The organism is Ensifer sp. BR816, from assembly GCF_000378985.1.
Classification (GTDB): Bacteria; Pseudomonadota; Alphaproteobacteria; order Rhizobiales; family Rhizobiaceae; genus Sinorhizobium.
The window spans coordinates 4,960,920-4,972,965 of sequence record NZ_KB905370.1 but is presented as its reverse complement, the minus strand read 5'-3'; the positions used below and the strand labels follow the sequence as shown (position 1 = coordinate 4,972,965).

At 63.5% G+C, this 12,046-nt stretch carries 12 protein-coding genes; 7 read left to right on the top strand and 5 right to left on the bottom strand.

Going from position 1 to position 12,046, the window contains the following annotated elements; all coding sequences use genetic code 11:
* The first annotated feature begins 1 nt into the window (after nt 1).
* The 4 genes from RHIBR816_RS0123845 to RHIBR816_RS0123830 all read left to right on the top strand — a co-directional run bounded on the left by RHIBR816_RS0123845 (nt 2) and on the right by RHIBR816_RS0123830 (nt 5,895).
* Nucleotides 2-529 carry a DUF1697 domain-containing protein gene (locus RHIBR816_RS0123845; RefSeq protein WP_018239119.1) on the top strand — a complete coding sequence of 176 codons (528 nt, stop codon included), beginning with the start codon at nt 2-4 and terminating at the stop codon, nt 527-529.
* A gap of 203 nt (nt 530-732) precedes the next feature.
* A complete protein-coding gene (locus RHIBR816_RS0123840; protein ID WP_026187365.1) occupies nt 733-1,689 on the top strand; it encodes a homocysteine S-methyltransferase family protein in 957 nt (318 codons plus the stop codon).
* Between the two features lie 124 nt (nt 1,690-1,813).
* Nucleotides 1,814-3,319, top strand: coding sequence for a YdiU family protein (locus RHIBR816_RS0123835; RefSeq protein WP_018239117.1), 1,506 nt, complete (start codon nt 1,814-1,816; stop codon nt 3,317-3,319).
* Nucleotides 3,320-3,558: 239 nt separating this feature from the next.
* Complete coding sequence (locus tag RHIBR816_RS0123830; protein WP_018239116.1) at nt 3,559-5,895, top strand: glucose/quinate/shikimate family membrane-bound PQQ-dependent dehydrogenase; 2,337 nt, start codon at nt 3,559-3,561, stop codon at nt 5,893-5,895.
* Nucleotides 5,896-5,946: 51 nt separating this feature from the next.
* Here RHIBR816_RS0123830 and bla read toward each other — a convergent pair whose 3' ends face one another.
* A complete protein-coding gene (gene bla, locus RHIBR816_RS0123825; protein WP_018239115.1) occupies nt 5,947-6,831 on the bottom strand; it encodes a class A beta-lactamase in 885 nt (294 codons plus the stop codon).
* A 227-nt stretch (nt 6,832-7,058) separates the two neighbouring features.
* On the opposite strand from bla, the gene RHIBR816_RS0123820 reads away from it, so the two are divergent.
* Nucleotides 7,059-7,472, top strand: a complete 414-nt coding sequence (locus tag RHIBR816_RS0123820) for a helix-turn-helix domain-containing protein (protein WP_018239114.1) — start codon at nt 7,059-7,061, stop codon at nt 7,470-7,472.
* Nucleotides 7,473-7,676: 204 nt separating this feature from the next.
* Nucleotides 7,677-8,180, top strand: a complete 504-nt coding sequence (locus RHIBR816_RS0123815) for a GNAT family N-acetyltransferase (protein ID WP_018239113.1) — start codon at nt 7,677-7,679, stop codon at nt 8,178-8,180.
* Between the two features lie 7 nt (nt 8,181-8,187).
* Here RHIBR816_RS0123815 and RHIBR816_RS0123810 read toward each other — a convergent pair whose 3' ends face one another.
* The 3 genes from RHIBR816_RS0123810 to RHIBR816_RS0123795 form a co-directional block, all read right to left on the bottom strand.
* The gene (locus RHIBR816_RS0123810) at nt 8,188-9,102 is read right to left on the bottom strand and encodes a cytochrome c (RefSeq protein ID WP_018239112.1); all 915 of its coding nucleotides are present in this window, start codon (nt 9,100-9,102) and stop codon (nt 8,188-8,190) included.
* Between the two features lie 71 nt (nt 9,103-9,173).
* Nucleotides 9,174-9,620: a cytochrome c gene (locus RHIBR816_RS0123805; protein ID WP_026187364.1), complete on the bottom strand. Its 447-nt coding sequence runs from the start codon at nt 9,618-9,620 to the stop codon at nt 9,174-9,176.
* 214 nt (nt 9,621-9,834) lie between these two features.
* Nucleotides 9,835-10,473, bottom strand: coding sequence for a LysE family translocator (locus tag RHIBR816_RS0123795; protein ID WP_018239109.1), 639 nt, complete (start codon nt 10,471-10,473; stop codon nt 9,835-9,837).
* Between the two features lie 134 nt (nt 10,474-10,607).
* Here RHIBR816_RS0123795 and RHIBR816_RS0123790 point away from each other — a divergent pair, with 134 nt between their 5' ends.
* A complete protein-coding gene (locus RHIBR816_RS0123790) occupies nt 10,608-11,321 on the top strand; it encodes a YafY family protein (protein WP_018239108.1) in 714 nt (237 codons plus the stop codon).
* A 99-nt stretch (nt 11,322-11,420) separates the two neighbouring features.
* Here the strand turns inward: RHIBR816_RS0123790 and RHIBR816_RS0123780 are convergent, their stop codons facing one another.
* On the bottom strand, nt 11,421-12,023 hold the full coding sequence (locus RHIBR816_RS0123780; protein ID WP_018239106.1) for a superoxide dismutase: 603 nt from the start codon (nt 12,021-12,023) through the stop codon (nt 11,421-11,423).
* Between the last annotated feature and the right edge of the window lie 23 nt (nt 12,024-12,046).

The following is a 12,046-nucleotide window of genomic DNA, read 5'->3' as shown; positions in this document are numbered from 1 at the left end:
TGTGCCGGTCTATGTCGCACTGCTGAGGGCCGTCAATGTCGGCGGCACCGGCACGCTTCCCATGGCGGAGCTGAGGTCTCTCTGCGAGGGCCTCGGCTTCGCCGACGTCAAGACCTACATCCAGAGCGGCAACGTGCTCTTCCGCTCCGAGCTTGCCGAAGGCGAGGTTCAGACGAGGCTCGAGAAAGCGCTGACGGCGAAGATGGGCAAGACGCCCGGCGTCTTGCTGCGCAGCCGGCGTGACCTCGAGGCGGTCGCAGCAAAGGCGCCGTTTCCGGACGCCAAGCCGAATTTCCTGCTCGTCGCATTTCTCCCGGAAGCACCCGCCGCGGACGCGCTCGACAAGCTCGTTGCACCGGATGGAGAAGAGGTGAAGATCGACGGGCGGGAAATCTATATCCACTATCCGAATGGATCGGGTCGGTCGAAGCTCAAGCTGCCTGCGCTGAAATCGGGCACGGCGCGCAATCTCAACACCGTATGCAAGCTGGCGGAACTCGCCGCGGCTCTAGAGGGCGAAGGCGCCTGAGCGGCCCCGCGGGCCGGGCCGCTACAGCAGCCGTTCCCCTGTCGCCTCAAATCCTACGGCAAGTTCCGAATGTAACATCGGTATGCGGATAATTGCGCAATAGTGCGCGCCGAGCCCGTTATTTTAGCAAATAATAAAATAGCGGAATTCTTCGACCTCGTGCCGGAGCGTCGGCAAAGAAGGAGGGAGCGATGCAACACGAAATCTCCAAATACCGACACAACCTGCCGCTTCTACGGGGCGGCACTTTCCTCAGTGACGGCGGCATGGAAACGGCGCTGATCTTTCACGAGGGAGCCGATCTGCCGCATTTCGCGTCTTTCGTCCTCCTGTCGTCGCCGGAGGGCCGCCGGCAATTGTTGCGCTACTACACGCGCTATCTGGAGATCGCGCGACGCCACGGCACCGGTTTCGTGCTCGACGCGGCCACCTGGCGGGCCAATGCCGACTGGGGCGAGCAACTTGGCTATGACGCCGAGGCGCTGAGGCAGGTCAACCAAGACGCGGTCTACCTGCTCACCGAACTTCGCGCGCAATACGAGCGGCCGGAGGCGCCGATGATCTTCAATGGCGTCATCGGTCCACGCGGTGATGGCTACAAGGCCGGCCGGATGAATGCGGCCGAGGCCGAGGAATATCACGCCGCCCAGGTCGCCGCCTTCGCTGACAGCGAAGCAGACATGGTCACGGCGGTCACCATGACGAATATCGACGAGGCGATCGGCGTGGCACGAGCAGCCAGGAACCACGGCATGCCCTGCGCCATCTCTTTCACGGTCGAAACCGACGGCCGGCTCGTGACGGGGAGTACCCTGCAGGAAGCGATCGAAACGGTGGACGCGGAAACCGAAGGCTATCCGCACTACTACATGATCAACTGCGCACATCCGAGCCATTTCGAAGGCAGTCTCGATCAGGGACGGGCCTGGGTGCGGCGGATCGGCGGCATCCGCGCCAACGCCTCGACGAAGAGCCATGCCGAGCTCGATGAGAGCGAGACATTGGACATAGGCGATATGAACGATCTCGCGCGGCGCTATCGCTCGCTCACCGGCCGCTTGCCGCATTTGCGCGTCCTGGGCGGCTGCTGCGGCACCGACCACCGCCACATTGCGGCGATCTGCGAGGCCTGCCTGCCAGCGCCGGCGCTCACTGCCTGATCGCCGGAAAACTCCTCCCGCCCCTGCGGTGGGAGGAATATCCCGACCCTCGCGAAACATGGACCGCTCGTGTAGAGTTGTCGGGAAAGGGCGGCCCGTGGTTTGGCAGGGTCGCTGGAGTGTGATGAACGACGTATCGCCGCAATCGGGACCGAAGAAGGCCCCGTTTCCCTTCGACAACAGCTATGCGCGATTGCCGGCGAATTTCTCCGCCCGGGTCGAGCCGACGCCCGTGGCGGAGCCTTGGCTGATCAAGCTCAACCGACCGCTCGCAGAAGAACTGCGCCTCGACATTGCAGCGCTCGAGCGCGACGGCGCAGCGATCTTTTCGGGCAACGCGGTTCCGCCAGGGGCGGAGCCGCTCGCCATGGCCTATGCCGGGCACCAGTTCGGCACCTTCGTCCCGCAACTCGGCGACGGCCGCGCCATCCTGCTCGGTGAAGTGGTCGACCGCAGCGGCAAACGCCGTGACATCCAGCTCAAGGGATCGGGTCAGACACCCTATTCGCGCCGCGGCGACGGTCGTGCAGCACTCGGGCCGGTGCTGCGCGAATATATCATCAGCGAAGCGATGCATGCGCTTGGCGTGCCGACCACCCGTGCGCTTGCCGCGACGGTGACGGGCCAGGCCGTCTATCGCGAACAGATCCTCCCCGGTGCCGTCTTCACCCGGGTCGCGGCCAGCCATATCCGCGTCGGGACGTTCCAGTACTTCGCCGCACGCGGCGACATGGACTCGGTGAAGGCGCTGGCCGACTACGTGATCGACCGCCACTACCCGGAACTGAAGACCAACGACAACCCCTATCTCGGCCTTCTCAAGGCGGTGTCGGCTCGCCAGGCGGCACTGATTGCGCGCTGGCTGCACGTCGGCTTCATTCACGGCGTGATGAACACCGACAACATGACGATTTCCGGCGAGACGATCGACTTCGGACCCTGCGCCTTCATGGACGCCTACGATCCGAAGAAGGTCTTCAGCTCGATCGATCAGTTCGGACGCTACGCCTATGCCAATCAACCGGCCATCGGCCAGTGGAACCTCGCTCGGCTTGCCGAAACGCTCGTGACGCTCTTCGACCCTACCGCAGACATTGCCGTCAACCTCGCCAACGACGCGCTTGGGGAATACGGAACGATTTTCCAAACCCATTGGCTCGACGGCATGCGCCGCAAGATCGGGCTTTCGACGGCGGAAGATGGTGATCTGGAACGCATACAGTCGTTCTTGACGCTCATGCACAAGGGAAATTCAGATTTCACGCTAACCTTCCGGCGCCTCGCCGCTTCTGCGGAGGACACGCAGGCCGACGGGCAGCTTGCCGCTCTTTTCGCCAATCCGGAGGCGCTTTCCCCCTGGCTCGCGGATTGGCGCCGCCGGCTCGAACGCGAGGCGTCAGCACCGGCCGAGCGGGCGAAGGCGATGCGGGACGTCAATCCCGCCTTCATTCCACGCAACCACCGCGTAGAGCAGGCGATCGATGCAGCGATCCGTGACGCCGACTTCTCGCTCTTCGAGGCGCTCCTCGATGTCACCTCGAAACCTTACGAGGACCGCCCCGAACAGGCCCGCTACGCCGAACCGCCGAGCCCCGAAGAAGAGGTGCAGCAGACGTTTTGCGGTACCTAGCCCGCGCGTGCCCTAACTCATAGCGGGCAACATATTTTCGCGGACCCCTGAATTGCAACCATTGAAAGGCATCCGTGTCGCTTTAACTCTTCAGGCGGCACTGCCAATCGCCCGCCCCCAGAGACGGAACGATCGCGACCTATGCCGCGGCGAAATCGTCCCCTCTTTCAGGCCCATTGGGGTCGGCCCGCAGATCGGTCGCGCCGCTCGCACGCTCTTCGTCTCGGGAGTCCGAATTGATGCCCATTGTCCTGACGGCCTTTTTCTTCGCACTGATCGGTCTCGCGCTCGGTGCGGGAGGGGCGAGGCTCATCTGGCTTGGCGGCAGTCCGTACTACCTCATCACCGGCCTGGCATTCCTGCTCACGGGATTGCTGCTCTTCCGCAAGAATGCCGCGGCGCTCTGGGTTCACACGCTGGTTATCCTCGGCTCGCTCGCCTGGGCCGTTTGGGAAGTGAGCTTCGACTGGTGGCAGCTCGGCCCGCGCGGCGGCGTCATCATCCTCTTGGGTTTCTGGCTGCTGACGCCCTGGATCCGGCGCCCACTCGGTTTCGTCAGCCCCTCGGGCGATCGCTACAGCGCCGGTGCCTGGCCGCTTGCGCTTGCCAGCCTGATCGCGATCGGCGTCGCGGTCTACGCCATGACGCGGGATATCCATGACATTCGCGGCGAGCTGCCGACCGACATCGTCACCGCCGCCCCGAATGTCGGAGGCAACGTGCCGACCGGCGAGTGGCACCACTACGGCCGCACACTCTACGGCCAGCGCTATTCGCCACTCGCCCAGATCCACCGGGAAAACGTCACCACCCTGAAGGTCGCGTGGCAATACCAGACGGGGGACGTGAAACTTCCGGATGACATCGGCGAGACCACCTATCAGGTGACCCCCTTGAAGGTGAAGGACACCCTCTATCTCTGCACACCGCACAATTGGGCGATCGCGCTCGACGCCGCAACGGGCAAGGAGAAGTGGAAATATGATTCGAACTCCGGCCTGAACCCTGACCGCCAGCACCAGACTTGCCGCGGCGTCACCTATTGGGCGGATCCATCGGCTGTCCCCGGCGGCCCTTGTGCCGAGCGCATCTACCTGCCGACCTCGGACGCCCGGCTGATCGCGCTCGATGCCGCCAACGGCACGATCTGCACCGGCTTTGCCGACCAGGGCGTTCTGCACCTCGAACAGGGCATGCGCTACAATCCCGCCGGCTATTACTATTCGACGTCGCCGCCGGTTGCCGCTGCCGGCAAGATCATCGTCGGCGGCGCCGTCAACGACAATTATTCGACCCAGGAACAGTCCGGCGTCATCCGCGCCTTCGACATCAATACCGGGGCGCTCGTCTGGAACTGGGACAGCGGCAATCCCGATGAGACGGCACCGCTGCCGCCCGGTCAGTTCTATACGACGAACTCGCCGAACAGCTGGTCGGTCTCCTCCGTCGACGAAGGTCTCGGGCTCATCTATATCCCGCTCGGCAACCAGGTGCCCGATCAGCTTGGCATGGGCCGCAGCCAGCATGTGGAGAAATATTCCTCTTCGATCGTCGCCCTCGACATCAATACCGGCGCGGTTCGCTGGGTCAGGCAGACCGTGCATCACGACCTCTGGGACATGGACGTGCCGGCACAGCCGGCCCTCATCGACATAACCAGACAAGATGGAAGCGTCGTTCCGGCGCTCGTCGGGCCGACCAAGCAGGGCGATATCTATGTGCTCGACCGGCGCAGTGGAGAGCCGATCATTCGGGTCGAGGAAGTGCCCGCTCCCGGCGGCGCGATCGCCGAGGATTTCACAGCCCCGACCCAGCCGGTCTCCGGCCTCACCTTCATGCCGCCGCCGCTTCGGGAGCGCGACATGTGGGGGATTACCATGTTCGACCAACTCGCCTGCCGGATCGAATTTCTCTCGTTGAAGTATGAAGGGCGCTATACGCCGCCCTCGCTCGAAGGAACGCTCGTCTACCCCGGCAATTTCGGCACATTCAACTGGGGCTCGGTCGCCGTCGATCCGGAGCGCCAGGTGATGTTCGGAATGCCCACCTATCTCGCCTTCACCTCGCGGCTCGTCCCGCGCGAAGAGATCCCTCCCAAGGGCGAAGGCGAAAAGGGCAGCGAACAAGGCCTCAACCGCAACGAGGGGGCGCCCTACGGTGTCTACATGGGTCCGTTTCTCGGCCCACTGCAGATACCCTGCCAGGCGCCGCCCTGGGGTTATGTCGCGGGCGCCGATCTCCGGACCGGCAGGACCGCCTACAAGCACAAGAACGGCACGGTCTACGACATGACGCCGCTGCCGCTTCCTTTCCGGCTCGGCGTTCCGGGTATCGGCGGTCCGATCGTCACCAAGGGCGGCATCGCCTTTCTCGGCGCAACGGTTGACAATTTCCTGAGGGCCTATGACCTCACCACCGGCGACCAGCTCTGGCAGGCGCGGCTTCCGGCCGGCGGCCAGGCAACCCCGATGACCTATATGGTCGGCGACAAGCAGTATCTGCTGATGGTCGCGGGCGGGCACGGCTCCGTCGGCACCAAGCCCGGCGACTATGTGATTGCCTACACACTGCCCTGATAACCGCCGGCTGCCGCGAGGCCAAGCGCCCCGCTCGGCGCCGACCAAGCCTCAGACCATGCCAGCGACAATCTTGCCGACTTCAGCAAAGACCGGATTAAGCTCTGCCGGCTTCACCGTCGCCTCGCCGGTATAGACGCTGATCAGGATCGGGCCGCGACCCTTCGGCACCGCAAAGGCAATATCGGAGACGGCGCCGGTCGAACTCGTGCCGGTCTTGTCGCCGATCCGCCAGTCCCCCGGCAGGCCGGCGCGCAGACGTGCATCACCCGTCGTATTGGCGACCATCCATTCGACAAGCTGCTGGCGCGAGCCTTCCGACAGGACCGAGCCGAAGGCGAGCTTGCCGAGCGTTTCGAGCATCGCGGCCGGTGTCGTCGTGTCGCGCGGATCGCCGAATTTGGCTTCGTTGAGATCCGGCTCCGTCCGGTCGAGGCGCGTCGTCTTGTCGCCGATCGACCGCAGCCAGGCGGTCAGGCCGGCCGGACCGCCGAAGCTTTCGAGCAGCAGGTTCGCCGCGGCGTTGTCGCTGATGGTGATCGCGGCGTCGCAGAGTTCCGCCACCGTCATGCCATTGCCCCCCGCATACTTCTCCGTCACCGGCGAATGGGGGAGCAGGACGTCCTTGCCGAAGGTGATCCGCCGCTCAAGCTTTTCCTCGCCGCGGTCGACTCGGGCGAGCGCGCATGCCGCCGCAAGCGCCTTGAAGGTCGAGCACATGGCGAAGCGCTCGGTCTGCCGGTGGCCGAAGGAGATGTTGGTCTCTGTGTCGAGCACGGCGACGCCAAGGCGCCCGCCGGTGCGCTTTTCGAGCGCGGCGAGCCGGCTCGTGACGTCATCATCCGTTCCAGCAGCAGCCATTGTCGGCGCTGGCACCATCAAAGCAGGATAGAGCAGCGCGGTTGCCGTCAGCATCGTGCGGCGAGTGATCGACATGTCATTCCTCCGTGCAGTCGGCGCATCTGCAGCCGACATGACTAAATTATTGATATCGAATATTAATTTCGCGCCATCGCGGACGCTTTGATTGGCTATTCATGGAATGTGGCAGCCTTGTGCTCGACCAAGCACGCGTGCCGGGATCGACGGTTCCCCGGGTTAGCGCCTTGATGCTGGCTCCGGCGAACATATATAGCTCCAGAACCTATAGCTATGGAGTGCACGTGTATTCGATCGGTGACCTCTCGCGGCGAACGGGCGTGAAAATCCCAACGATCCGCTACTACGAGCAAATGGGGCTCATCGCGGCGCCGGAGCGTTCGGAAGGCAACCAGCGGCGCTACGAGAAACGTCAACTCGAGCGCCTCGCCTTCATTCGCCACGCGCGCGATCTGGGCCTTTCAATCGAGGCGATCCGTGATCTTCTGGCGCTCAGCGAACACCCCGAACGACCCTGCGGCGAGGCGGATCGCATCGCCAACGAACATCTTGCCACCGTACGGGAGAAGATCGCCCGCCTTACGAAGCTGGAGCAGGAACTGGAGCGGATCGTCGCCCGCCACGGCGATCACACGATCGGCGACTGCTACGTCATCCGGGCGCTTGCCGACCATTCCTTGTGCGAGAGCGAGCACTGAGGCACATGCAGGTCGCGAAATGCCCGTTGACAAAGGCACGGAAATGAACAATCTACGCGCATGATAAAGAACGCACCCATTTGCCGCGCGTATTTTTGGCTGTTCCGATAGGAGCGGCCTGCTGATCATATTCAACAAGGCCGCCATCAGGCGGCTTTTGTTTTTCACGGCACCTGATGGCGGCAACACCATGAGGAGCCGAGAATGCTGCAGACCGCCACCCCTACCCTCCATCCCATACCGACCGTCAGAGCGCCGATGGTGACGATCCGCTGCGCCAAGCCGCGCGATCTTCCGGAACTGCGCGAGATGATCGCCGAGCTTGCCGCCCATCACGGCGACGCGGCTCCGCTCACTTCGGAGCAGCTGGAACGCGACCTCTTCGGCCGCACCCCCTGGATTACCGCCCTCGTCGCCGAGGCCGGCGGCAAGCTGATCGGATACGCGATCCTGGTTCCCCAGTACCGGGCGGCCGAGGGCGCACGCGGCATGGACCTGCATCACCTCTTCGTTCGCCCCGCCCATCGCGGTACCGGCATCGGCCGTCATCTGGTCGCCAAGGCCCGCGAACAGGCAAAGATGGCCGGCTGCGATTACCTGGCGGTCAGCGCCGCCACCGGCAATTTCCAGGCGCATCGTTTCTACGAGTCGGAGCGTTTCGTGCCGCGGCCGGTGACCGGCATGCGCTACATGCAGAAGCTCGGCTGAACCGAACCTATGACGGAGGCAGCGCCTTCAGATAGGCGGCGATCGCCTCGCGGTCGGACGCGGGAAGCTTCGCCATGTTCTTCTGGACGTCGACCATGGAGCCGCTTACCGTATCGAATTCCGGCGTGAAGCCTGTTTCGAGGTAGGAAGCGATGTCGGAGGCGCTCCAGCTGCCGATGCTCTTGGAGCCGGGCGTGATGTCGGGAATCCGCCCCTCGCCTTCCGGGTTCGGGGCGCCGGCCAGCCATCGATCCTTTTCGAAACCGCCGAGCGCGTTGCGCGGGGTGTGGCACTCTCCGCAATGGCCCGGGCCTTCGACGAGATATTGCCCGTGGGCAAGCTTGGCATCGGCCGTGTTGACCTCGGCGCGCGGCGCGTCCGTGAGGTACAGAAGCTTCCAACCGCCGAGCGCAAGGCGGACATTGAACGGGAAGGGCAAATCATGCGGCGGCGCCACATTGGCGCTTTTCGGCAGCGTTTGCATAAAGCCCCAGAGATCGTTGACGTCCTCGACGCTCATCCGCGCATAGGAGCCGTAGGGGAAGGACGGATAGAGGTGTTCGCCATTCTTTCCGACGCCGCGCGTCATGGCGTTGCCGAACTCGGCGAGCGTCCAGCCGCCGATCCCGGCCGTCTCGTCGGGCGAGACATTCGGGGGGAAGAAGGTCCCGAAGGGGCTCTTCAGCGGCCGGCCACCCGAGAGCACCAGCCGGGCGTCGTCCTGAGCGCCGGTGGCCGCATGGCAGCTCGTGCAACCGCCGGCCCAGAAAACCCGTTCGCCGTTGGCGAGATCCGGCTCGCCGACACCCTCCCAATGCGCGGCGTCCCAGGGCTTCGGCTTCGCCAGCCACCAAAGGACGCCACCACCGGCAAGCGCCAGAATGATCAATCCAGACACGAGCCTTCGTGCGCGCCGGCCCATCACCTCTCCTCAGGCTGCAAGAAGCAGAAAGAATGCGCCGGTCGGACCGGCGCAGAAGCGAACGGCCTGCGTCACTCCTTTTTCAGGCGGTAACTCTCATGACAGCTACCGCAATCCTTGCCGAGGATGCCAAGCGCGGCGCCAACGCCGGCCTGGTCGGCGGGCAGTTCGGCGAGGAATTTTTCGGCATCGCTGCCGAGCTTGGCCGCCTTCGCCTTGAAGTCATCCATGTTCTGCCAGATCTTCGGGCTCGCCTCGGTCTCCATGCCGGTTTCCGACCCGGCCGGGAAATGAGTCGGGAAGATTTTCACCGTCTCGCTGATCGTCGTCAGCGACGCCTTGACGATCTCCTGGTCATAGGGCTTTTCACCCTTGGCGATCCCGCTCAACGCGCCGGCGGCCTGGCCCACCTTCTTCATCAGCTGCTGGCGGACCGCCTGCGGCTCATCCGCGGCAGTGACGGCGGTCACACCCAAGCCCGCGAGGACGGCCGCAAACATGAAAGCTCTTATCTTCATCATGGTCTCCGGTCTTTCGAACCCGCTCGCGCGGCTTCCAGTTGAAGGCGCCGGCATGATGGCATTTTGGCTTTGCGACGAAAGTAACATTTATTTGATGTGCTTGTCATTTCAGCATAATTCGCCGCGCTATACCTGGCGGCGCGACGGAATTTCCACGATCATCTAACATGAATATCATAGTCATGTTATTTACTTGAGCCGGTGCAAGAACTCAGGGAGTACCGCTCCAGCCCTGCCAGACGGTAAAGACGGCGATGGCTACGAGCAGCAGGCCCGCGCCACGACCGATGGCAATTGTGGTGCCCGGGCTGCCGACCAGAAAGTCGCGGCCGCGGCCGGCCGCCAGCGCCAATCCTCCATAGACGGCAAGCTGCGTCACCGCGATCATCAGCGCCATCACCGCAGCCTGCGACCAGACGGGACCGAATTGCGGCTTCAGGAATTGCGGATAGACGGCGAGCATGAAGAGATAGGCCTTCGGATTCATCAGGCTTGTCAGCGCCCCCTGTCGAAAGCTGGTCCAGCGGGAGAGCTTCGCCGCCGCCTCGACTCCGCCGATGGTGATGGAACTGCGCAGCAGCGAAAAGCCGATCCAGGCGATGTAGGCCGCGCCGGCGACGAGGAGCACGTTGAAGAGCTCCGGCACCAGATGCAGCAGGACGCTGACGCCCAGCGCAGCATAGAGCGTGTGCAGCACGCCGCCCGCCATGATACCCGCCGTCGCGGCGAGCCCGGAGCTGCGCCCGCCGGTGATCGCATTGGCCAGCACGAAAACCATGTCCATGCCCGGAACGATGATGATGCCGAAGAGAAGGGTGAAGAAGAGCCAGAGATTTTCTGCGTAGGTCATGTCAGTTGCTCATCGCGATTTGATGGAAGTGCGGATCCGGATCACCAATTTTTCAATCCGTTGTCACGTGGTATAGCTCTGCCCAACTGACAGGGTTCTGTCAGGAGCGTTTCGACTTCGTGGAGTTTTTTGCCATGCGCAAGGCAGCGCGGCTTTTCGAGATCATCCAGCTATTGCGGCTTTCCCGGCAGCCGATCACGGCCGCCGAGATCGCCGAGAAACTCGAGGTGACGCCACGCTCGATCTATCGCGACATCGTCGCCCTGCAGGCGATGCGCGTGCCGATCGAAGGCGAGCGCGGCCTTGGCTACATCCTGAGGCCGGGCTTCGACCTGCCGCCGCTGATGTTCTCGATCGAGGAGACGGAGGCGATCGTCCTGGCGCTCGCGCTGCTGGCGCGCACCGGCGACGAGGAACTGAAGAGCGCGGCCCAGCGCGTCAACCGGAAAATAACCGGCGCCGTGCCTCAACCGCTGCGCCAGGTTTTCCAGTCGCAGGCGCTGCACGCCTGGGGCACGGTCGCCGCGCCGCCGCCTGCGGTCGACCTCGCCATGATCCGGCGCGCGATCCGCGACGAGCAGAAGCTGGCGCTCGACTACCGCGACGAACTCGGGCGGACGACGGAACGCACGGTGCGGCCGCTGGCGCTGATCTACTATTCGGAGCATGCAATGATGGTCGCCTGGTGCGACTTGCGCCAGGATATCCGCAACTTCCGGGCCGACCGGGTGGAGCACTGCGAAGCGGTCGGGGCCTTCTTCCGCGGTGAAGGCGAAAGGCTCAGGCAATTGTGGATCGCCGGGTGGAAGACGAACACGGTGCGGCCGCTCGAAGTTGCAGGTGCGTAACGTTGCCTCATCCGGCCTGCCGGTCACCTTCTACCTGGAGGTCCGAAATGAAAAGGCCCGGCGCAAGCGCCGGGCCGAGCTTCCGTAGTCACCAACCGGTTACTTCGACGCCGCCTCGTACATTTCGAGGACGTAATCCCAGTTGATGAGATTGTCGACGAAAGCCTCGAGATATTTCGGGCGGGCGTTGCGGTAGTCGATGTAGTAGGAATGTTCCCAGACGTCGACGCCGAGGATCGGCGAGGCGCCGTGCACGAGCGGATTTTCGCCGTTCGGGGTCTTGGAGATTTCGAGCTTGCCGTTCTTGACCGACAGCCAGGCCCAACCGGAGCCGAATTGGCCGGTACCAGCGGCAATGAAGTCGGCACGGAACTTGTCGTAGCCGCCAAGATCGGACTTGATGGCTGCGTCGAGCTTGCCCGGCAGGCTGGTGCCGCCGCCGCCCTTCTTCATCCACTTCCAGAAGTGGATGTGGTTGTAGTGCTGGCCGGCATTATTGAACAGCGGCTGGTTGGTGCCGTAGGACTTCTTGACGATTTCCTCCACCGAAAGGTTCGAAAGACCGGCTTCCTCGGCGAGCTTGTTGCCGTTCGTCACATAGGCGAGGTGATGCTTGTCGTGATGGTATTCGAGCGTCTCGCGCGACATGTAGGGCGCGAGCGCATCGTAGTCATAGGGAAGGTTCGGCAATTCGAAAGCCATTGTGGCATCTCCTCTTGGCATTG

What these genes read in the sequence shown, in the direction of transcription:
- RHIBR816_RS0123790 (WP_018239108.1), top strand. Translation starts at nt 10,608, where the DNA reads ATGCGCAAGGCAGCGCGGCTTTTCGAGATCATCCAGCTATTGCGGCTT.
- RHIBR816_RS0123815 (WP_018239113.1), top strand. Translation starts at nt 7,677, where the DNA reads ATGCTGCAGACCGCCACCCCTACCCTCCATCCCATACCGACCGTCAGA.
- RHIBR816_RS0123810 (WP_018239112.1), bottom strand. Translation starts at nt 9,102, where the DNA reads ATGGGCCGGCGCGCACGAAGGCTCGTGTCTGGATTGATCATTCTGGCG.
- RHIBR816_RS0123780 (WP_018239106.1), bottom strand. Translation starts at nt 12,023, where the DNA reads ATGGCTTTCGAATTGCCGAACCTTCCCTATGACTACGATGCGCTCGCG.
- RHIBR816_RS0123830 (WP_018239116.1), top strand. Translation starts at nt 3,559, where the DNA reads ATGCCCATTGTCCTGACGGCCTTTTTCTTCGCACTGATCGGTCTCGCG.
- RHIBR816_RS0123795 (WP_018239109.1), bottom strand. Translation starts at nt 10,473, where the DNA reads ATGACCTACGCAGAAAATCTCTGGCTCTTCTTCACCCTTCTCTTCGGC.
- bla (WP_018239115.1), bottom strand. Translation starts at nt 6,831, where the DNA reads ATGTCGATCACTCGCCGCACGATGCTGACGGCAACCGCGCTGCTCTAT.
- RHIBR816_RS0123805 (WP_026187364.1), bottom strand. Translation starts at nt 9,620, where the DNA reads ATGAAGATAAGAGCTTTCATGTTTGCGGCCGTCCTCGCGGGCTTGGGT.
- RHIBR816_RS0123835 (WP_018239117.1), top strand. Translation starts at nt 1,814, where the DNA reads ATGAACGACGTATCGCCGCAATCGGGACCGAAGAAGGCCCCGTTTCCC.